The 20,296-nt window shown below is 38.4% G+C and carries 12 protein-coding genes; 4 read left to right on the top strand and 8 right to left on the bottom strand.

All coding sequences use genetic code 11. The features are described 5' to 3' along the window. Window positions 1-16: 16 nt before the first annotated feature. The 3 genes from ACY2LT_RS09080 to ACY2LT_RS09070 form a co-directional block, all read right to left on the bottom strand. Window positions 17-1,471 carry a cellulose synthase family protein gene (locus ACY2LT_RS09080; protein ID WP_491815273.1) on the bottom strand — a complete coding sequence of 485 codons (1,455 nt, stop codon included), beginning with the start codon at window positions 1,469-1,471 and terminating at the stop codon, window positions 17-19. Between the two features lie 46 nt (window positions 1,472-1,517). Next, complete coding sequence (gene lptE / locus ACY2LT_RS09075) at window positions 1,518-1,934, bottom strand: LPS assembly lipoprotein LptE (protein WP_491815272.1); 417 nt, start codon at window positions 1,932-1,934, stop codon at window positions 1,518-1,520. A gap of 124 nt (window positions 1,935-2,058) precedes the next feature. Next, a complete protein-coding gene (locus ACY2LT_RS09070; RefSeq protein WP_491815271.1) occupies window positions 2,059-2,688 on the bottom strand; it encodes an MBL fold metallo-hydrolase in 630 nt (209 codons plus the stop codon). A 263-nt stretch (window positions 2,689-2,951) separates the two neighbouring features. On the opposite strand from ACY2LT_RS09070, the gene ACY2LT_RS09065 reads away from it, so the two are divergent. Both ACY2LT_RS09065 and ACY2LT_RS09060 read left to right on the top strand, forming a co-directional pair. Beyond that, a complete protein-coding gene (locus ACY2LT_RS09065) occupies window positions 2,952-3,584 on the top strand; it encodes an ABC transporter ATP-binding protein (protein WP_491815270.1) in 633 nt (210 codons plus the stop codon). Between the two features lie 5 nt (window positions 3,585-3,589). Then, window positions 3,590-4,483, top strand: a complete 894-nt coding sequence (locus tag ACY2LT_RS09060) for a lytic transglycosylase domain-containing protein (protein WP_491815269.1) — start codon at window positions 3,590-3,592, stop codon at window positions 4,481-4,483. Here the strand turns inward: ACY2LT_RS09060 and ACY2LT_RS09055 are convergent, their stop codons facing one another. The 5 genes from ACY2LT_RS09055 to ACY2LT_RS09035 form a co-directional block, all read right to left on the bottom strand. After that, entirely contained in the window at window positions 4,484-6,025 is a 1,542-nt protein-coding gene (locus tag ACY2LT_RS09055) for a YifB family Mg chelatase-like AAA ATPase (RefSeq protein WP_491815267.1), read from the bottom strand. Between the two features lie 114 nt (window positions 6,026-6,139). Continuing rightward, window positions 6,140-15,097 carry a T9SS type A sorting domain-containing protein gene (locus ACY2LT_RS09050; protein WP_491815266.1) on the bottom strand — a complete coding sequence of 2,986 codons (8,958 nt, stop codon included), beginning with the start codon at window positions 15,095-15,097 and terminating at the stop codon, window positions 6,140-6,142. 321 nt (window positions 15,098-15,418) lie between these two features. Next, window positions 15,419-16,516, bottom strand: coding sequence for a WG repeat-containing protein (locus tag ACY2LT_RS09045; RefSeq protein WP_491815265.1), 1,098 nt, complete (start codon window positions 16,514-16,516; stop codon window positions 15,419-15,421). Continuing rightward, window positions 16,516-17,280, bottom strand: a complete 765-nt coding sequence (gene scpB, locus ACY2LT_RS09040; RefSeq protein WP_491815264.1) for an SMC-Scp complex subunit ScpB — start codon at window positions 17,278-17,280, stop codon at window positions 16,516-16,518. Before scpB ends, ACY2LT_RS09045 begins: the two co-directional genes overlap by 1 nt. An 18-nt stretch (window positions 17,281-17,298) precedes the next feature. Beyond that, window positions 17,299-18,018 (bottom strand): segregation and condensation protein A, encoded by a 720-nt coding sequence (locus ACY2LT_RS09035; protein WP_491815263.1) that lies wholly within the window; start codon window positions 18,016-18,018, stop codon window positions 17,299-17,301. A gap of 145 nt (window positions 18,019-18,163) precedes the next feature. On the opposite strand from ACY2LT_RS09035, the gene ACY2LT_RS09030 reads away from it, so the two are divergent. Then, complete coding sequence (locus ACY2LT_RS09030) at window positions 18,164-19,402, top strand: C1 family peptidase (protein WP_491815262.1); 1,239 nt, start codon at window positions 18,164-18,166, stop codon at window positions 19,400-19,402. After that, on the top strand, window positions 19,399-20,292 hold the full coding sequence (locus ACY2LT_RS09025; protein ID WP_491815261.1) for a 4-hydroxy-3-methylbut-2-enyl diphosphate reductase: 894 nt from the start codon (window positions 19,399-19,401) through the stop codon (window positions 20,290-20,292). Before ACY2LT_RS09030 ends, ACY2LT_RS09025 begins: the two co-directional genes overlap by 4 nt. Window positions 20,293-20,296: the final 4 nt, after the last annotated feature.

Genomic DNA, 20,296 nt, shown 5'->3' with positions numbered 1-20,296 from the left:
TAGAATCTATCACAATTTATTTAGAAAAGATTGCGTGTCGGAGTGACAGGTAGCCAACGGTGCCAAACCCAAGCAAGAAGAGAAGTTGGAAAGGAATGGCAGCAATTTCGAGATAATATACGGAAATACCAACTCCAACAACAAAATATAGAGCTAAAAGGATTTCAAAAAGAACAATCCAGCTAAATTTATTAGATTTATATTTTTTAACTTTAGGTTTTGGAGCAGTGCCAACAATTCCTTCCTTTGGAGTGCGAGCAAATCCAGTTTTCTTACCAATTAAAGCTTCGAGAACAGCTTTGGTGTTGTTCACAGCAAATCCCATACTGCCAGCAAGAAAGACCGGGAAAAGCAGCAATCGGCGGCGCCAGTCAAGATGGATAGCTTTTTGAGCATACATATAGAAAAGGAATGTAGAAATCGAGGCTAAAACGAATACACTCATAAAGGAATAAAATTGGTCGAAACCGCCAACAGTGTTTTTAATCAACACAATGGGAACATTTAGCAATGCAACAATAATGATAAACGGAAATACGATGTTGCTTGTGAGATGGACAAAGCATTCGAGCTTAACTTTGAGAGGAATATCAGCTTTGAGAACGCGAGGGAGAAGTTTTTTAGCAGTTTCAACAGCACCTTTTGTCCAGCGGAATTGTTGAGTTTTTAGAGCATTAATATCAGCTGGCAACTCAGCAGGAGAAGTAACATCATTGAGATAGACGAACTTCCAGCCACGCAGTTGAGCGCGGTAGCTAAGGTCGAGGTCTTCGGTAAGAGTGTCGGGTTCCCAATTGCCGGCATCGATAATAGCAGATTTGCGCCAAATGCCAGCAGTACCGTTGAAATTAATAAAGAAGCCAGCTTTATTACGCACTTGCTGCTCTAAAACGAAATGACCGTCGAGAGCAAGAGCCTGGGCACGGGTAAGGTATGAATATTCTTCGTTAAGGTGTTCCCAACGAGTTTGCACCATACCAATCTGAGGATTTGAGAAATAGGGAACAGTTTTGAGCAAAAAGTTTTCGTTTGGAACGAAATCGGCATCAAAAATAGCGACAAAATCGCCTTCTGCAATTTCAAGACCATGCTTAAGAGCACCAGCTTTGTAGCCGGTTCTGTCGGTTCGATGAATATATTTAATATTGAAGCCTTTCTTTTTATATTCTTCTACTAAGGACTTACAGAGTTCTTGAGATTCGTCGGTAGAATCGTCAAGCACCTGAATTTCGAGTTTTTCTTTAGGGTACTTAATATTACAAACGGAACGGATAAGCCTTTCGACAACGAAATATTCATTGTAGAGAGGCAATTGAATTGTAACCATCGGCAATTCTTTGGGTAATTCCGGCTCTTTAATTTTGTTGTTCTGAGTCTTACGATAATAGTATAAAAGAATAAGACCATGAATACCAAATCCAAAAAGAATGGAGAGAGCCAGAAAATAGATAATTAGTATTATTTCTTCCATAATAGGATAATAAATCCTTCAAAGATTAACATACTTCGGTAAAGAATCACCAGCCAGAAACAACAGCCAGAAGGATGTCGTCGGCAATTTGCCTGAGAGCACCTTCGATAGCCTGATTTCGACCGGCAATAGCATTTTTTACATCAAAAACACCATAGTTGGAAAAATTCTTTTTCCAAATACTTTTTTTGTTGATAAAGTCGTAGTATTCAGCAGTGCAATTAACCACAATTCTGCGTTCGGTTTCGAGTTCGCCGGGAGAAACCGCGACTGTTTGCTCCAAAATAGAGTTTATAGAAACAATCACTCGGGCATCTCCTCCAGATTCAACAAGTTCGAAAGAGTTGTCACGTTTAAAATTATCTATTAATGACTGAGTTAGAATCAATTTATATTCGGGGTTTCCAAAACCACTTTGATCGTTGACAGTTGGAATAGACAATGTTTTTAAATGTTCAGGCACAGACCCACCAGTAAAAGAATAACAACCTTTTAAAAATATGCCAGTAATAAACAAGCAACTTACAAAAGAAAAAGAAATTAATATATGAAAAATATGTGAATTATTTTTAATCATTAGTTGATTTCTAAATATTTAAGTAAGGATTATTATCTTTTTCGTTTCTAATGGTGGTAGAATCTCCGTGACCGGGATAGATAATTGTATCATCGGAATAAACGAGTAATTTTTGATGAATAGACGAAAGCAAGGTGTCGAGCGAACCACCGGGCAAATCGCATCTACCGATGCTACCATCGAAAAGAGTATCACCAGAAAAAATTACTTTTTGCTTTTCTACAGAATAGCAAACTCCACCTTCGGTATGACCTGGTGTGTGAATTGCTTTGAACAGCATATTCCCCACTTTTATTTCCTCGTTGCCGGATAATTCAACATCTGGAGAAAACTCTTCTAAATTAAAAGGTAATCTGAAAATAGTGAATTTGTTTGGCTCTAAGACACGATATTTATCGTCTGAGTGGAGATAAATTTGAGCTCCGGTTTGACGGCGAAGTTCAGGAGCATCAGCTGTGTGGTCCCAGTGAGAATGAGTTAAAAATATCGCTGTAACTTTCAGATGTTTGTTTCGTATATGTTTCATAAAAATGTGCGTACTTTCGAGCGGCGCATCAATAATCGCCGCTTCGTTAGTCTCATCACTCACAAGATAGCCGTTTGTATCAAATGGTCCAGATGTTATTATATCTATTTTCATATTTTTGTTATAATTACGATATGCAAAATTATCAAGTTTTTGTAAAATAACAAACATTATTAGTATAGTGGTTAATTATTGATTAATTCTTTATGCAAAAATAGCTTAAATAATTAAAATCCATTAATATTCTTCTATTATTTGAATAACCAAAAGACATATTATGAAAACAAATTAATTTTTCAGAAAAACAATTCATTTGCTTTAATAATTACAATTTTGTTGTTATATTGAAAATTATTTAAATATCACAAATGAGTAAAGTGGAATTAGAAATTATAGGAAATAATATTTTCAAAGCGTATTCTAGCAACAAATATATATTAAAAAACATAAGTTTTGAAGGAAAGAACGGAGATATTGTTGGGATATGTGGTCCGAACGGCTCAGGAAAATCAACATTAGTTAAAATAATTGCCGGGATTAATTCAACAACAAAAGGCAGTCTGATTTGGAAAATTGATGGGAAGCAATTAAATCAGGATGAACTTTTTAGCTATTTTGGGTTTGTTGCACCGTACCTGAATATTTACGAAGAGTTCACACCGGTCGAGTTAATAAAAATCATCTCTAATATTCGACGAATATCATTTTCCAGAAGCAAAACCAATGAATTATTAGAACTGTTTTATTTAGAGAAGCATTATAATAAGTATATACGCAATTTCTCTTCGGGTATGAAACAAAGGATGAAATTGCTACTATCGGTTTTGCATAGCCCGGCTGTGCTTATTTATGACGAACCAACGACTAATTTAGATGATATTGGGATACAGTTAGTAAACCGATTGATAAAAGAGCAAGTTGATAAAGACGGGATTGTGTTTTTAGCTTCCAATAATGAAGAAGAGCTCAGATTATGCAAAAAAAAGTTATTTGTAAATAATGCTAATTAGGAAATATGAAGAAGATTGTTTTTTTGATTGTATTGATGCTATTTAGTAAGTCGTGTTACTCTGAAGCAAATGAAGCGAGAGTTGAGGCAGAAGAACCTAATTATTTTTATTTCTTGTCGCAACTTACACTGCCAGATAAGCTTGAATTATGTGGTGAGCGAATTCCGCTTGAAATACCTGAAGTTAGAGAAAGAGCAGAGCGAGAATTTTATTTGTTGCTGCAACAGCCGGGGCAAATAATACTATATTTAAAGCGTTCGGGACGTTTTTTCCCGATGTTTGAACGGATATTAAAGGAAAACAAACTGCCAGACGACATAAAGTATTTGTCGGTAGCAGAAAGTGCGTTATACCAGGCACGTTCACCAAAAGATGCCGTTGGACTATGGCAATTTATCGAAGGGACTGCCCGAACATATGGGTTGAGAGTGGACAAAGATGTAGATGAACGGAGACATACAGAGAAAAGCACCCAAGCGGCAATGAAATACCTTGAACGGGCATACAGAAGATTTGGTAGTTGGATTGTTGCATTTGCATCATATAATATGGGAGTGGAAGGAGTTGCAAATAATATAAATTTTCAAGGAACGGATAATTATTTTGAGCTATTCTTGAATGAGGAAACTTCAAGATATATTTTCAGAATAGCAATCATCAAAGAAATAATGCAAAATCCGGAAAAATATGGATTTCGAGTTCCGGCTTGGGAACGCTATAAGCCTGAGAGGACAAAGATAATTAAAGAAACATCATCTATCGCAAATTTAGCAGAATGGGCAAAAGCAAACAGAACCACATACAAAGACGTTAAGATATTAAATCCGTGGATATTAGGGCGTTCTTTGCCAGCACCAAAACCGGGAGAAGTGTGGCTTATAGAAGTGCCAGAGAAATAATTATTTCCAATATTGACGGTCTAAACTACGATACTGAATTGCTTCACTAATATGAGATGAAGAAATATCTTGGTCGCCGGCGAGATCTGCAATTGTGCGGGCAACTTTCAAAATACGATCGTAAGCTCGAGCAGAAAAACCAAGTTTGGTCATTGCCATTTTCATCAGGCTTTGGGATTGTTCATCAAGCGAGCAATACTTACGGATTAATTTGGTGTTCATATCAGCATTTTTAAATACATTTGATTCATTTTCGAAGCGTTTGGATTGGATAGACCGGGCATTAATAACACGCTCCCGAATAGCTGAGCTTGACTCAGAAGAAAGTTTGCTGGAAAGTTCCTGATATTTTACAGCAGGAACTTCGACGTGAATATCAATTCTATCAAGGAGTGGTCCGGAAATTTTTCCAAGATATTTTTGAATCTGTTGAGGAGAGCAAGAACATTCTTTATTGGGGTCGCCAAAGTTGCCGCAGGGGCAGGGATTCATCGAGCAAACTAACATAAAGTTAGCGGGATAATCGAGAGTTTGCTTGGTTCGAGAAATAGTAATACGTTTATCTTCGAGAGGTTGGCGAAGCACTTCGAGAACATTTCGAGCAAATTCGGGCAATTCATCTAAAAACAGCACTCCGTGGTGAGCAAGAGAAATTTCACCGGGACGAATTTTATTAATACCACCACCTACCAAAGCTGCATCTGAAATTGTGTGATGAGGGGATCGAAACGGACGTATGCGAATAAGAGGTTCACCATTTGGCAAAAGACCTGCAACTGAGTGAATTTTAGTAGTTTCGAGAGATTCTTCGAGCGACAGTGGTGGAAGTATTGAAGGGATTCGTTTAGCTAACATAGTTTTGCCAGAGCCTGGTGGACCAATCATTAACAAATTATGTCCGCCGGCAGCAGCGACTTCCAAGGCTCGCTTTACGTTTGCCTGTCCTTTGACGTCGGCAAAATCAAGATGATTTTGAGACTGAGCATCGTTGAATAAACTAAAAATGTCCACTTTTCTTGGTTCGATAGAAGTATCTTCATTTATATACTCAACGGTTTGAGATAGTGTTTCAACAGGGATAACCTCAATTCCGTCAACAAGAGCGGCTTCGCTTGCGTTTCGTTCAGGAAGAATAATCCGGCGAAATCCTTTTGATTTAGCTTCCAAGGTAATTGGGAGAACACCGTGGACGGGGCGAAGAAAACCTTCGAGAGCGAGTTCACCAATTAGTATCGTATCTTGAATGCTCTTGTAGTCGATTTCACCAAAGGAGGCTAACAGTCCTATTGCAATGGGTAGATCGAAAGCACTACCTTCTTTTTTGACGTCTGCAGGAGCAAGGTTTACAGTAATTTTTTTTGCCGGGAATGCAAAATTTGAGTTTTTGATTGCGGCAGTAACACGTTCACGCGATTCTTTTATAGCAGAATCGGGCAATCCAACAATATTAAAAGCAGGTAATTGATTATCGGTGTGTGTTTCGATTTCTATTGTTATTGCATTAATACCAAATACAGCAGCAGAGAAAACGCGGGAATACATTTTATGCACCTGTATGGTTTTTAGATAGAATATACAAAATGAATATGTATTTTTCAATAAAAAAATGGGACGCATCCAATGGACGCGCCCCTAATTGTATGATTCTTATGTGTATTATCTAACGATTACTATACGTTCGTTCATTGTAGTAGCACCAGTGCGAATTACTGCGTTGTAAACACCGCTTGGCAAGTCGCTAACATTGAGTTTTATCACACCGTTTGATGCTTTCTCGTTTGCTCGTAGCATTATTCGCCCGCTCTGGTTGTAGAACTCAACCTCTACCCCATCGTTCGATACTTTGCCCAATGTTATTATCAACTCGCTCGATGCAGGCTGTGGTGTTATCGTCAATCCTACCTGATCGTACTCTACGCCACCCTTCAACATCATTATCGCATCTGTTTCGTATCGCAACGAGTGTCCACGAACGCCGTTTGTCATATCTTTGCTCTCTACGACACGCACACTGCCTATCGTCTCATCCGAACGGCTCCATACTTTTACAATCAGTTCTTCGCCTTCGTATGCTCCGTCCTTCTCGTTCGTGAATTCATCGTCGCCCCATACTACTACGCCTCTCAGTGCTGACTGCCATACGCTCGAACCTACCAACAACCCGTCTCGTGTGAATACGCCTACTTCGTCGCCATCCCGTAAATCAAGGTCTAATGCTACAAACGCATTCTTGCCTGTCGATACGTTCTCTCTTACGAATACTTTTGGTTCTGCTATGCTATTGCTTGTTCCTGTTGCTTTGATCGGTCCGTTTGCAGGATATGTAAGCACTCCGTCGTCTGCTGTCAAGCGTATCATATAGCCCTTGCCCGGTTCTAACTGTGTGAGCGTATTGGCAAATGGTGGCATATATACTTCGCCGGTGATTGTCTTCACTTGCAGGTATTTGCCGCTGATGCTTGCCAATGCTGTTGCTACTGCCGCTGATGTTGTGCGGTAGTATGGCAACCAATACCAGCCTATTGTGTTCAATGTAATCGGCGTAGTTTCCGGTGCTATTTGTGAACCTTGTATTTCATATTGTTGTGATGTTGTTAATCTCAACTGATATGCGTGATATTTGTTCCAGTTCGATAGTGTATTTGTGAATGGTGGTACATATGATTGTCCTACATAGTTTCGCAATATCTGTAAGTTGCCTGATAGCGGTGCCATCAACGTCGGAATTGAGCCGTTCATTGGTTCTACGTTCGCACTTATCATATTCCAGCCATTTACTAACGGGAAGGTTTGCGTGATAGGACCGACTGTCTTGAAGTAACGAACATCAGACCAAGGAGAAACACCATCTGAACGAAGAGTGCGAACTCTCCACCAGTATTCAGTGTTAGGCAATAATTGAATTGTATGATTTTCAGAAGTTACTGTATCGTCAACAATTAAGTTGGCAAATACGTTTGGCAGAGCTGTAACCTGTATATGGTATCCGGAATTTGGAATTACAGGATCCCAAGTAAATTGAACCATAACAGGAACGTTCATTGAGCTATCAGCTGGAGAAACAAGAGTTGGCGCAACAAGAACAGGTAATGTTGTGAAGTTCCATACAGCAGACCAGTCTGAAGTGTCGGATGGGTTAATTGCACGGACTCTCCACCAGTAGGTTGTTCCAGCTGTTGGGTTATTCAGAACAACTTCTGTAACACTTGCAGGGAAGGTCCCTTCTGCTAAGACAGTTGTGAAAGTATCAATAGATATCTGAATATGGTACTCTGTTGAGTAAGGAACTGCTTGCCAGGATAATGGAATTGGAGCGTTGAACGGAATATGTATTGCGTTATTTGCTGGTGAAAGCAGTATAGGTGCAGCAAGTTGCGGATATGCAGTAGTAAACTTCCAAACAGCAGACCAAGCAGATGTTGCTGTGTCGTGAATTGATTTAACGCGCCAGAAGTAAGTTGCACCAGAATCGAGACCAGTAACAACGAAGTTAGTCGATGTAGTAAGCTCGTTTACAATAATGTTGTTGAATGCTGCATCGCTTGCAAGTTGCACTCTATAATAAACAGTTCCCGGGACAACGTCCCAAACAAGGTTGTTGGTAGTTGGGCGGTCTATACTGTTATTAGGTGGCGAGAGCAATTCTGGTGTAGGAACAGTTGACGCAAGGAATTCGAAGCGAGTAACAGGAACATTAGTTGTTACGTAAGGGACATTATTTGGCATAGTGCCATCTTGGTATTGGTATGCTGATCTATTAGTGCTGCCAGGTGTGAATACAGCATATAAAGGATAACCACTGACATAATTCTGGAATCCTTTAACAACGAGGATTTGAAGATTATCGACACCATTATAGACAAAGAATGAGTCTAAATCTACTTTCATCCAGCCAGTTAAGGAGTCGTTCGGGAAGTTGCCGCTATATACTCTTTGGTAATCAGTAGCAACCGGGGTATATGGTGCAGTAGTCGATGCAAGAACTGTTCCTATAGTTGCAGTCGTTGAAGTAGTATGACGCATATAGATGTGAACATCTGCAATTGGATCCACATTGGTTCCGCTTGCTTTATAATATGCAATTGATTTGATTGTTTTCTGTCCGCTGCCAACTTCGCTTTGCAAGTAAATTGTTTCACTAATGCTATGGTCATACCAGCGATTAATAGGAATTTGATTGGATGTAGTTGTCCCAATAGTGCCAATTTGAACATCTGCCTGCATATTAATAGTGATGAATGATGAGGTACCAGACCAATCACTAACATCAGTTGAGTTAAATGCACGAACGCGCCAGTAATATGTAGTGCCACCTTCGAGACCCCATACACGATAAGTTGTATCAGAACCGGTGTAGCTATCGAGCATTGTATTGAATAATGGATCTGCAGCTAATTCGAATGAATAGCCAGTAGCATTGCTGATTGAAGACCAAACAAATATCGGGCTTGGATTTACATCTGTTGAACCGCTGAATGGATCGAGCGGAATTGGAGGATAAATGTTTGGAATAGTAGTGAATGACCAAACACTAGACCATTCGCCTGTATTTGTTGCATTCAAGCCGCGAACACGCCAGTAAATTGTTGCGTTTGGAATTGTAGTGAATGTGTATGTAGTATCTGGAGTTGTATAGTCGAGCAATGTAGTAGCAAATGTTGGCGAAGTGGATACCTGCAATTGATACTGGGTAGCATTTGTCTGAGGACGCCAGATAAAGTTTTGAGTCATAGGAATGTATTGAGCGCCGTTGATAGGTGCAACGAGCACAACCGGGAAGATTGCAGGACGAGTAGTAAATTTACGGGTTGAAGACCAAATACTATTCTGGTGGATATTGATACCACGAACTCGCCAGTAGTATGTAGTGATGTATGATAAGGTAGTAGCGTTTAATACGGTGTCTGCAGTAGTAACGTCAATCACTAAATTATTGAAGCTTGAGTCTGTTGCTACCTGAATTTGGTATGAAGAAGCATCTTCGAGCGAGCCCCAAACAAATGACGCAGGTGTAATTTCAACATTGACAGCATTATTTTGAGGCAAGTATTGTTTTGGACTTAACCATCCATCAGCATATCCAATAATACGTGTTGTCGGGCGGTTGGTATATGGACCGCCAGAGTTTGCTGATGATAGGTCCACACAACCATTGCCAGTAGATAGATCTGCATATCTGTGTAATGTGAGATTTGTAGCAGTAGTGTGTGAATATACAGTTGAGTTAGATGTATATGATGTATTGTCGAAGCAAACATCAATAAGAAGATTTTTAGTCGGGTCGTAAGTGAAAGGTGTTTGGAGTTGAATATATTTCCATCCAGTTGCTGATACAACTTCACCGTTGTTATAATAGACAGTAGTAAGACCAACGTTATCGAAATCAGTGCCTACAGTTGTTGCAGTAGTATTTTTCATTTTAACAGTAAATCCAAACATCGGTTGTGTAGCAACTGAAGCAACATTATAAGCTATTGAAGTAATAGTTCCGGTCAAACTACCGAGCTCGGAAGCAAGCAAAATAGTTTGCGTTCTGGAATCCATATAGAAAGTATAGAATGGGTAAGAAGCAGTAGCTGTAGTTATAGTTCCAACGGTAATAGTATCCTGAACGACGGGACCCCAGAAGATAATCTTGGTAGTGAATTTTCTAATTTCTGACCATTCAGACTGGTAAGATGGGTTCAAGCCTTGGACTTGCCAGAAGTAGTTAGTTTCGCCATAAAGATTTTGGAGTAAGAATGTTGTATCAGGAACAACAGTATTAACAATCGGAGTAGTGTTTATAGAATCTTTCCATACAACGATGTTGTAGGAAGTAGCACCATTTGCGACATTCCAGCGCAGGCGAGGATTAGTAGATATCTTGGTAGCATTATTTGCCGGATATACAAGAGTTGGAGTATATATAGCTGGACGAGTAAAGAATTCACGAATTTCGCTCCAGTCGCTTTCATAAGGAGGATTGAGACCCTGAACTCGCCAATAATATGTAGTAAGATATTGTAATGTAACTGGAGAAGTATATACAAAATCAGTTGTAACAGTATCGAGGACTAAATTAATGAAAGCAATGTCGGTAGAAATTTGCACTCTATATGAAGAAGCATCAACATTTTGTTGCCAGGAAAGTTGTGGGTTTATTTCTACAAAATTCTGTGCGTTGGCTGGGGAAATAAGAACGCAAGGATAAATAGCAACGCGGGTAGTAAATGCCCAAGGTTGTGTCCAAAGACCAGCAGTTGTTCCCTGACGACCTGCAACACGCCAGAAGTAGGTAGTTGAGTAAGTCAGTCCAGATGGGATGACAGAATTAGTAGTAACAATAGTATCGAATACGATTGTTGTGAAGAGTGGAGAAGTCGAAACCTGAACCTGATAGGAAGTAGCTGCTGCAACATTAGTCCATTGGAGCAATACATTAAGAGGCTTATCATCAGTATCGTTAGCAGGAGCAACCAATGTTGGCTGCAATGGGTCAATTGTTAATTGACAAACATTAGTTGTTAATGTTGTTGAGCCATAAGTAATTGTAGCGTAGTATTCGCCAGATAAGTTAGCGGCAGGGTTAATAAATTCGACAGTATTTCTATTAACTTCGCGAACACCTGGTGTGCTAGCAAGTGGAGCATTGTTGTAGTACCATTCATACTGGTAAATATTTGCATCGCCAGTAGTAACGCCACGGTCAACTTCATCAACAAAGCCTAAAATAACTGGTTGGAACGCAAGAGTGAATGGGTCGCCGCCTTTGAGAAGAGTGAATGGCAAGTTTTCAGCAATATCGAAACCTGTTGGGACAGCTATATCAGCGCCAGCATAGTTAGTAAGAGGATCACGGTATTCGCCGTCTATATCTTCATCTGGCATACCAGTGAATGTAGGTTTGATAAGAAGTGGGTCACCAACGGATTGAGCAGCAATATATGCATTGCGAACGCCAACAAAAGTAACATTGCCATAAGTTGAGTTGGAGTCGGCTGGAGCAACAGCAGTTTTCCAAGCATCAAATGTTTGGATAGCAGATCCTCTATAAGCAAAATATGGATAGTTGCCACCGGTATAATAATGGTTGTAATCACAATATCTTACACCTGCCCAAGTTGCTGATGGTAAGTAGTAAATGTATGATACAGAACCAGCAATATTATGAACAGTTCTATTAACAAATATATTGTTTCTAACATAAACAGAATCAACAGTAGTAGCGGTTACAAGAACGCAAGCACTCATACTTGCGGCTGAGCCAACATTAGCCATTGTGCCGGACATATCGATAGTGTTGTGATATACGTAATAATTGTAACCACCAGTTACACGAATACCAAATGGATTGTAGGTTGTACTCGAGGTAGAATAGTTCATTATTGTAACATCAGAAATCATATTGTTGATTATGTAAGTGTTGTAGGTAGTTGAAGATGCAACGTTAATACCATAAGCACCATAACCACCTGAAGCAGGATTTACAACACCTTGTATTTTATTACCGTAAATGTATGTATTATTGAATGCACCACTTGCTAAATCAATTGCTGCGATGTTTATTGAAGTATTAGCTTTAATATTTCTTAAAGTGTTATAAGTGATTTGAGCTGCATTAGTATTTTCGAGGTGGATGCCTTTGAATACAACAGTTAGGGTATCAACATCGTTTCCAATATAGTTCTTGCTAATAATCAAACCATTGAGACCAGGTGAAGCACCCATTACACGGATACCGTAATATACTTTTTGTATGTTGTTTTCTAATAGAGAAATATTGTGGTTGGTAGCAACCTGTGCAATACCGGTTGTAGCAACAAGGATACCGTAAGTTGCAGTTGTGTTGTTAATAGCAGGATGGCTGCCTCTAATATTCACATTGCGGATTGTAATATTTGTAGCACCATTAGTTGCAGTGCCTGCAATGTGGATTATCTGAGAAGCACCAGTGTTAGTATTAACAATTGTGAGCGAATTGCCTGGAATACCAGCAATACGGCCATCAATTGTTACTCTATCAGTTGTGTTAAAGAGCAAGCAGGAACCAGTTTTATTAAATGTAAGTGTTCTTGGTGCTCCAGTTGGACGAATGGTAATTGAAAATGTGCCACCGCTGGAAGATATTTCACCAAGAGCTACATCACCTGGTTCGGTAATATCTGAAACTATTTGAACAGTAACATTACCTGTCATTACTGCATTATTTAATGTTGCAAACAGACCATTGCTGCCTGTTAATGTTGTGTATGTTTGCCCAGCGCCAACTGAAACTGTGCCAGAGAACGATGGCAGAACACGATAGAATCTCGAAATATTTGTTGCAGGGAAGTGTACTGCAGCCAATGCAGTTGAAGTTGGCTGACTTGCAAGAGTCGCGCCATACACGCCTATATTAGGATTGGTGAACATATCCTGTGCTATTAAGAAATATTGCACAGTGTCGCCAGTTGTGAGACCACCGAATAACATACTATGGTCTATGACAAACTGATATTGATCGCCACCAAGTGGAGTTGCAACAGCAAACTTCCAACCATTTGAAGCGTTAGTATTGTCAATATAAGTGTTTGCGTTTGAAGTCTTCTTGAAATAGAGGCGTGGCAGATTAACTGTATCGATGCCACTTACATCTGTGATTGTTGCTATAAGTGTCTGTGATGTAGTACCATTACCAACATTTGGTAAGTTAGTGAAGGATACTTCAGGAGCATCGATATCACCAGCTTCTTCGTATGCACCGATAGTTGGTGCAGAAGTGCTACGAGTAATACCAAGAATATCCGAAGAAACAAATGCAATTGGGGTTCCTGCAGCCACAAGAGGCGAACCGGTATATGGCATTAAGTTAGTTAAGCCATTGAATATTGGATCTGCAGAAATAGAGTTTGCGTCCTGAGTACTAAGACCGCGCCAGGAAACAATATCGGCTGCATCAGCACCAAGAAAGCCGAGCATAGCGTTAGGACCAGAAACGTAGTAATCATTGTAGTTGATAGTGCTAATATTTGCAGTTCCTGCAAGATAAATAGCGTATGACTTAGATGTCGTATTAGGGCTAACGTATGAATTAACAAACACATTGTTGCGAATATCAAGGTTAGTTGCTGATGTTGAGGTTACAGTCAAAGCAGATGGCAATATTTGAGTTGCATTTTGATGAGTTCCATTTAAGTAAACAGAATTATGCCAGATTGCCCAGTTTGCACCACCTTGGATTTGAATACCAGATGGGCTGTATTGAGCACTATTTGCGCTAGTAACACTTCCACGAATTCTTGAAATAGCATTATTAGCAATTGTATCATTATTACATGTGCTCAGAAATGCCATACCAACCTGGTAGTAGCTTGTCGAAGCATAGGTTTGATTTAAATCTGCAATAACGTTGTTTGTAAAACGAGAATTGGTAACAGAACCGAAATACATACCTGCGACAGTATAGTAGCCGGTAATATTTCTAAAGTTATTGTTATCGAACAAGCCATTATTAATATAGTAACCATAAACACCATATACTGTGCCACCAGAAGTAACTGCATTTTTGATTATATTAGATTGCAAAACAGCAGTGCTGATAGCAGATGAGTTATGATATATATAATAACCATAAAAAGTACTAGTAATATTAATATCTTCAATTCTATTGTTTGTGATAGTTGGAGCAGGTGAATAATAATTATACACGCCATAAAAAGTGCCGCCAGAGATGTTTCTTATAATATTATTATTAGCAAATAAACCACTACCATAATACATGTAAAGGAAATATACGGTAGTAGTAGAAGTTACATTCTCCATAATATTATCAGAAACATCTGGCAGATTGGTATAGTTTATAGACATCGCATATAATGTTTGGGTAGTATTATATGAGAAATAATTATTTTTTATTACGGGAGCCTGAACATAATACATATAAATTGAGTAGTAATGCATCATTCCAGAGGCAGCATTTTGCCCAAATTTGTTGAATCGAACATTAATGTTTGTTGCGTACCGAGCAGCAGTGGAACCACCACGGATACTAATACCATAGTAAGTGCGTGCAAAATTACAGTACAGAATTTGAATATTATCGAAACCTGGAGCACCGGTTGATTGTGAGGAAGACGACGAAACGTTAATACCGTAGCTTATGGTAGTACCAGAAGCACCAAGAATATTGACATTTCTAATTAATATGTTCTTTGCACCGTTACCGCCTGCGGTAGAGTCGATCCAGATTACAGTTGCCGAACTGTTTAAAGAAGCAAAAGTAAGAGAGTTTGCAGAGCCTGCTTGCCCGATACGACCGTCAATTGTAATATTGTCGGCATCTGCAAAACGAACAACAGGAGAAATAGAAGCATTGCCATAAACAGTATCCACACCAGTAGTGTAGATGTTTACAGCAGTGTAGCTTGCGCCACCTGAACCAGAACGGTTCAGAACGGCAGTGGCAGTTTCAACGGTATTGCCGGTAATATTAATCGTAATATTACCGGTATGGACACCGCTATTGATAGCATCGAACGCAGCTTTGAGCGTTGTATAGTTGATAGGTCCGATTTGAACCTGTGCGTTCAAAGCTACGCTTGCCAGGAGAGCCACAACGCTGAATAAGAATAAGCGTTGCAAAAGGTTTTTCATTTAAAACTCCAAAAATAGTAGAACAAAAACAATTACTATAACAATTCTCTTTTTTCTAAGTTTAACAGAACAATTAACATAACTTAACAGTGTTCAAAAAATGATTATTATAATACTAATTTTTATAATAAAAACAAAGTTTTATTAACGAATCCAATAACATATACAAAGAAAACTGCTTGAATCAGCGAAACTAATACATCCCCAAAAAGAAAATCACTGTAAAATTAAATAAAAATTATAAAAAAAACAAGAAATGTTGATTTACTAATTGTTAATTTTATGTTAATTATCAATAAATTTAACAAACACCTAAAATAGTCAGAACTTATTTGTGAACGAGTAAATCTGAAGATTATTTTTATTGATTAAAATCAATTTGTTGTTTTTCCAAACTTTGGCAATACCGTTGTAAAAATTCCGGGCATAATCGAATTCGGGCGGGATAACGAAATTACCGGATTTGTCGATAAAGCCGAAGTATTTGTCTTTTTTGGCAACGGCTAAGCCTTCCTGGAAAGGGGCAGCATAAAGGAATTGAGGCTCAATTATGTATTTGCCTTGATTGTCGATAAAGCCATACAGGTTACTGACATCTCTGACACAAGCCAAACCTTCGGAGAAATCGCTTGCATCAGTAAATTTATTAGCAGTAAGCTGCGAAATATTAATATATTCACCTTTACTTTCGAATTTCAGAAAAGAGAACAAATTCCCATCGTAGTACCGAGCAATACCTTGAACGACATCCCAAGCTCTGTCGAATTTTTCGGGGATAATGAAATTGCCGGTAGTATCAATATAACCATATAATTTATCTCTTTTTGCAAAAGCAATTCCGTTATTGAATTTTCCGGCATCGATGAAAAGAAAAGGAATTGCAAGTTCGCCAGAATTATTGATATAGCCGTATTTGTCGCCTCTACGAACCAATGCACGATTATTGCTGAAATGGCTGATATAATCGTATTTGGGTTCGATAAATATTTCTGCAGAGGAGTTAATCATACCGAATTTTTCGCCGTGCACGTATTCTGCGGTTTTCATCAAATTTTGATATGGAGCAACACCATCCTGGAATTTTCCAATAATATCTTCTGTTGGCTCAAACAAGAATTCTCCTTTTTCGTTTATCACAGCGTATTTATAACCATACGTAATGAACCAGAATTTTTTTGCAATGCGGACAGTTGCTTTGCCCTCGGAAAAATATGCCCAATCCGGGAATTCAAACGATGGGAAAGAATTCTGCTCAAAAACTAAAAATAATTTATGAAATGGTGTATCGAATTTAGGTTCTATAATAATTTTGCCAGATGAATCGATATAGCCAACTTTGTTATCCTGAACGAAAGGCACAGGAGGATAAGCAAAAGCGGGATAATACATAAAAACAAGCAAAAACAGGAACTTTTTCATTACAGTTCGTCCTGATTATCCAACTCAATTTTAGTAGAGGAACGCAGGATTTTATCTGCTTCTTCCTTAGAAATTGAGAAAGTAACGGTATCTTGTTCGTCTTTTGATGGTTGAGCAAGTTCTTCAGCAATTTCATCAATTTCGCGAAGCTTGGGTAAATCTTCGAGAGAGCGAAGCCCAAAAATTTTCAGGAAATCCTGGGTAGTGCCGAAAAGCAGAGGTTTTCCGAGCACTTCCTTGCGACCAACAATACGGACAAGGTTTTTCTCGACAAGCGAGTTGATAATTTCGCCGGAATTAACGCCGCGTATTTGTTCGACTTCGGCTTTAGTAATTGGCTGACGATAGGCAATGATTGAAAGCGTTTCGAGGGCAGCCTGAGAAAGTCGCCGCTTGGTTTTGGATTTCAAAAAATTATATATATACTGTCCGTAATGACCGAGAGTAGCAAATTGATAGCCGTTTGCGTAATTGACAATCTGATAAGGTCGTCCGGTGTTTATTAAATCCTGATTAATATCGCGAATCATCTCATCGAGGATTTCTGGAGTAAAGTTTATGCTTTGAGCAATTTCATCATCAATGGTAAGTTCGCCAGAGTTATTTTCGGTAACTTCAACAGGAGGAAGACTTTCGTGTGTAATTAACAATTTATATAATGTTTTGAAAGTAACGATTTCATCGCTTGCAAAGATAATTGCTTCGATAATTGCTTTTTGTTCTTCACGAGGAAGTTGAAGGAATAAATTGTTGTTTTTCTCCATATCGCACCAACACAAGAATTAGTTATTACCTGAACGCAAAGAAATAGAAATATCGTCAAAATGAGTTTCCTGATATATGAAAATAAGCTGCAATTTCAGCATTTCAAGAATAGCAAGGAAAGTAACAATTATATGCGGTCGAGACTGGTTTCGGACAGTTTCGTAGAAACTCAATCTTGGCTTTGTTTTAAGCAGTTCCTGCAGGTATGCAACTTTTTCTTCGACTGTAACGTTGAAAACTTCAACGACATAGTGAACATCAGATTGTTTAGCGCGAGCAAGAACGTTCTGAAAAGCCCGCATTAAATCGAAAAGTGTGGCATTTTTATAAATACTTTCGCCTTCAACTTGTGAATACTCGGCATCGAAAAGCTCCCGGTAGTAGTGGTATCGCGTAGATTCTGCTCTTTGGGCAAGTTCAGCGGAAACATCTTTGAATTGTTTATATTCGAGAATTTTTTGAACAAGTTCTTTACGCGGGTCGTCGAGTTCCACACCTTCATCGTCAATATTTCGGGGAAGAAGCATTTGAGACTTAATATACATAAGATTGGATGCCATCAAGATAAATTCACCAGCAAGCTCTAAATCGAAATACTTCATCAAGCGGATGTAGTTAAGAAACTCTTCGGTTATTTTAGAAATAGGGATGTCGTAAATATTTATTTCATCCCGCTTAATAAAATACAGAAGCAGGTCGAAAGGTCCCTCGAAATCTGGCAGTTTAATTTTATACATATAATGCCGCGAATTAATTTATTACAAAATTACAGAAAAAAATTCAATCTATCAGGTCGTTCATCCAAAATTAATCAAATCATTTTTTCAATTTTTTATTTATTTTTGGAGAAACTAATTAATTACAAAAATTATAGGTGGAATAATGAAATCTTTGATTAAGCTTTTAGTTGCTTTGGTTATCCTGTCGTCAATGGCAATTGCACAGGACCGCCGGGACAAAGGGATTATGACTGATTATACAAACCCATTTTGGGACGAAATAAAAAAAGGCATCTCCGAATTCGAGACCAAAGAAAAGCCAAAAAAATTAGATTTTAAAATGGATTTTACCGGAATAGAACTGCCCAAAAAGACTGATGAATTTAAACAAATATGGCATAATGAACCGATATCGCAAGGTGCGACAGGAACCTGCTGGAGCTTTGCCGCAACCTCATTTTTCGAAAGCGAAATATTCAGGATAACGAACAGAAAAATAAAGTTATCGGAAATGTATTCTGTATATTGGGAATATGTTGAAAAAGCTCGTCGGTTTGTCCAGCAGAAGGGGGCATCGCATTTCAGCGAAGGTTCGCAAGCAAATGCTTTGAAACACATTTTCGAAAATTATGGTTGTGTGCCTGCAAATGTTTATACAGGGATGAAGGTTGGGCAAAAATTTTACAATCACGAGAAAATGTTTGAAGAAATGAACACTTATTTAAATTATGTAAAGAAGAATTGTTTTTGGAACGAGGAAGTAGTGCTAACAACTATAAAGAGTATATTAAATTCGTATATGGGCGAGCCACCAACAAAATTTGCTTATGAAGGAAAAGAATACACACCGCAAGATTTCTTGAAAAATGTATGCAAAATAAATACAAATGATTATGTAGATATTATGTCCTTGTTGCAAGAAGGATTTTGGAAGAAAGCTTTGTATGATGTTCCTGATAACTGGTGGAGATGCAATACATATTTGAATGTACCAGTGGAAGACTTTATAGGGACAATTAAAGAGGCAGTTCGGAGTGGTTATTCAGTAGCAATAGGTGGAGATGTATCTGAGAGTGGCTATTATTCTTTCAAAGATGTGGCTATGGTGCCAACATACGATATTCCTTCAAGTTATATAGATGATTACGCGCGCCAATTCAGATTCTCCAATGGAACTACCGGCGATGACCACGGAATACATATAGTTGGAATAAAAGAAACGCCAAAAGATGTATGGTTTTTAATAAAAGATTCCGGAAGTGGAGCAAGAAACGGAGAAAACAAAGGATATTATTTCTATCATAATGATTATGTAAAATTGAAGATGATTAATTGTATGATGCACAAAGATGCAGCAAAAAAATTAATAGAGAAGTTTGAGAAAAATCAGACGCAAAAATGATAATCAATATCGACAGTTCAGCTGGATTTTGCTGGGGAGTTGTCCAGACAATAGATAAAGTGGAAACTGCTTTGGGCGAATGCATAGGCAAGCAGGTGTATGTGCTTGGGCAAATAATACACAACCCCAAAGAATCGGAACGGCTCGAAGGCATTGGACTTAAAACTATTGAACATAAAGACTTCGAAAGAATAGACAAGGATAATTCAGTTGTTGTAATACGTGCTCACGGCGAACCACCAAGCACCTATGACAGAGCTGCGTCGCTAAAAATTGATTTAATCGATGCTACTTGTCCGCTTGTGAGAGCATTACAAAGGTCGGTCAAAAAGTTTTATGATGAAGGCTGGCAAATAATAATATTCGGGAAGCGAGACCACGCGGAAGTGATAGGTTTGCGAGGCGTGTGCAATGATGAGTGTCTTGTGGTAAAGAATTTCGATGAAGTGAAAGCGAATCTTGATGTATCGAAAAAAACAGTGCTATTTTCTCAAACAACAATGGATAAACCAACTTTTTGTAAGCTATCTGAAGAAATTTTTGAGCTATTCAAAGAAAAATACGGCGACGATGCTAATAATTATTTTGTTTCAAAAAATACCATCTGTAAATTTGTTTCGAAGCGGGAGCAAAAATTAATAGAATTTGCAAAAGAGCACGAATTTGTGATTTTCGTTGCTGGCAAGAACTCATCAAATGGGAAAATTTTGTTTGAAATAGCAAAAAAAGCAAATCCAAATACAATTTTTATTGAGGACATTAAAGAATTAGCCATAGATGAACTTTCGAAATACAATTCCATCGGAATTACCGGTGCAACAAGCACACCGCAATGGTATATGGAAAAACTGAAAAGAATATTAGAAACTAAATTTAATAATAAAGGATAATTTT

This window comes from Eximiradius proteiniborus, assembly GCF_058546985.1.
Note: the sequence above shows the minus strand (reverse complement) of the source record. Positions and strands in the feature narration are given on the sequence as shown.

What these genes read in the sequence shown, in the direction of transcription:
- ACY2LT_RS09025 (WP_491815261.1), top strand. Translation starts at nt 19,399, where the DNA reads ATGATAATCAATATCGACAGTTCAGCTGGATTTTGCTGGGGAGTTGTC.
- scpB (WP_491815264.1), bottom strand. Translation starts at nt 17,280, where the DNA reads ATGGAGAAAAACAACAATTTATTCCTTCAACTTCCTCGTGAAGAACAA.
- ACY2LT_RS09055 (WP_491815267.1), bottom strand. Translation starts at nt 6,025, where the DNA reads ATGTATTCCCGCGTTTTCTCTGCTGCTGTATTTGGTATTAATGCAATA.
- ACY2LT_RS09030 (WP_491815262.1), top strand. Translation starts at nt 18,164, where the DNA reads ATGAAATCTTTGATTAAGCTTTTAGTTGCTTTGGTTATCCTGTCGTCA.
- ACY2LT_RS09060 (WP_491815269.1), top strand. Translation starts at nt 3,590, where the DNA reads ATGAAGAAGATTGTTTTTTTGATTGTATTGATGCTATTTAGTAAGTCG.
- ACY2LT_RS09080 (WP_491815273.1), bottom strand. Translation starts at nt 1,471, where the DNA reads ATGGAAGAAATAATACTAATTATCTATTTTCTGGCTCTCTCCATTCTT.
- ACY2LT_RS09050 (WP_491815266.1), bottom strand. Translation starts at nt 15,097, where the DNA reads ATGAAAAACCTTTTGCAACGCTTATTCTTATTCAGCGTTGTGGCTCTC.
- ACY2LT_RS09035 (WP_491815263.1), bottom strand. Translation starts at nt 18,018, where the DNA reads ATGTATAAAATTAAACTGCCAGATTTCGAGGGACCTTTCGACCTGCTT.
- ACY2LT_RS09070 (WP_491815271.1), bottom strand. Translation starts at nt 2,688, where the DNA reads ATGAAAATAGATATAATAACATCTGGACCATTTGATACAAACGGCTAT.
- ACY2LT_RS09045 (WP_491815265.1), bottom strand. Translation starts at nt 16,516, where the DNA reads ATGAAAAAGTTCCTGTTTTTGCTTGTTTTTATGTATTATCCCGCTTTT.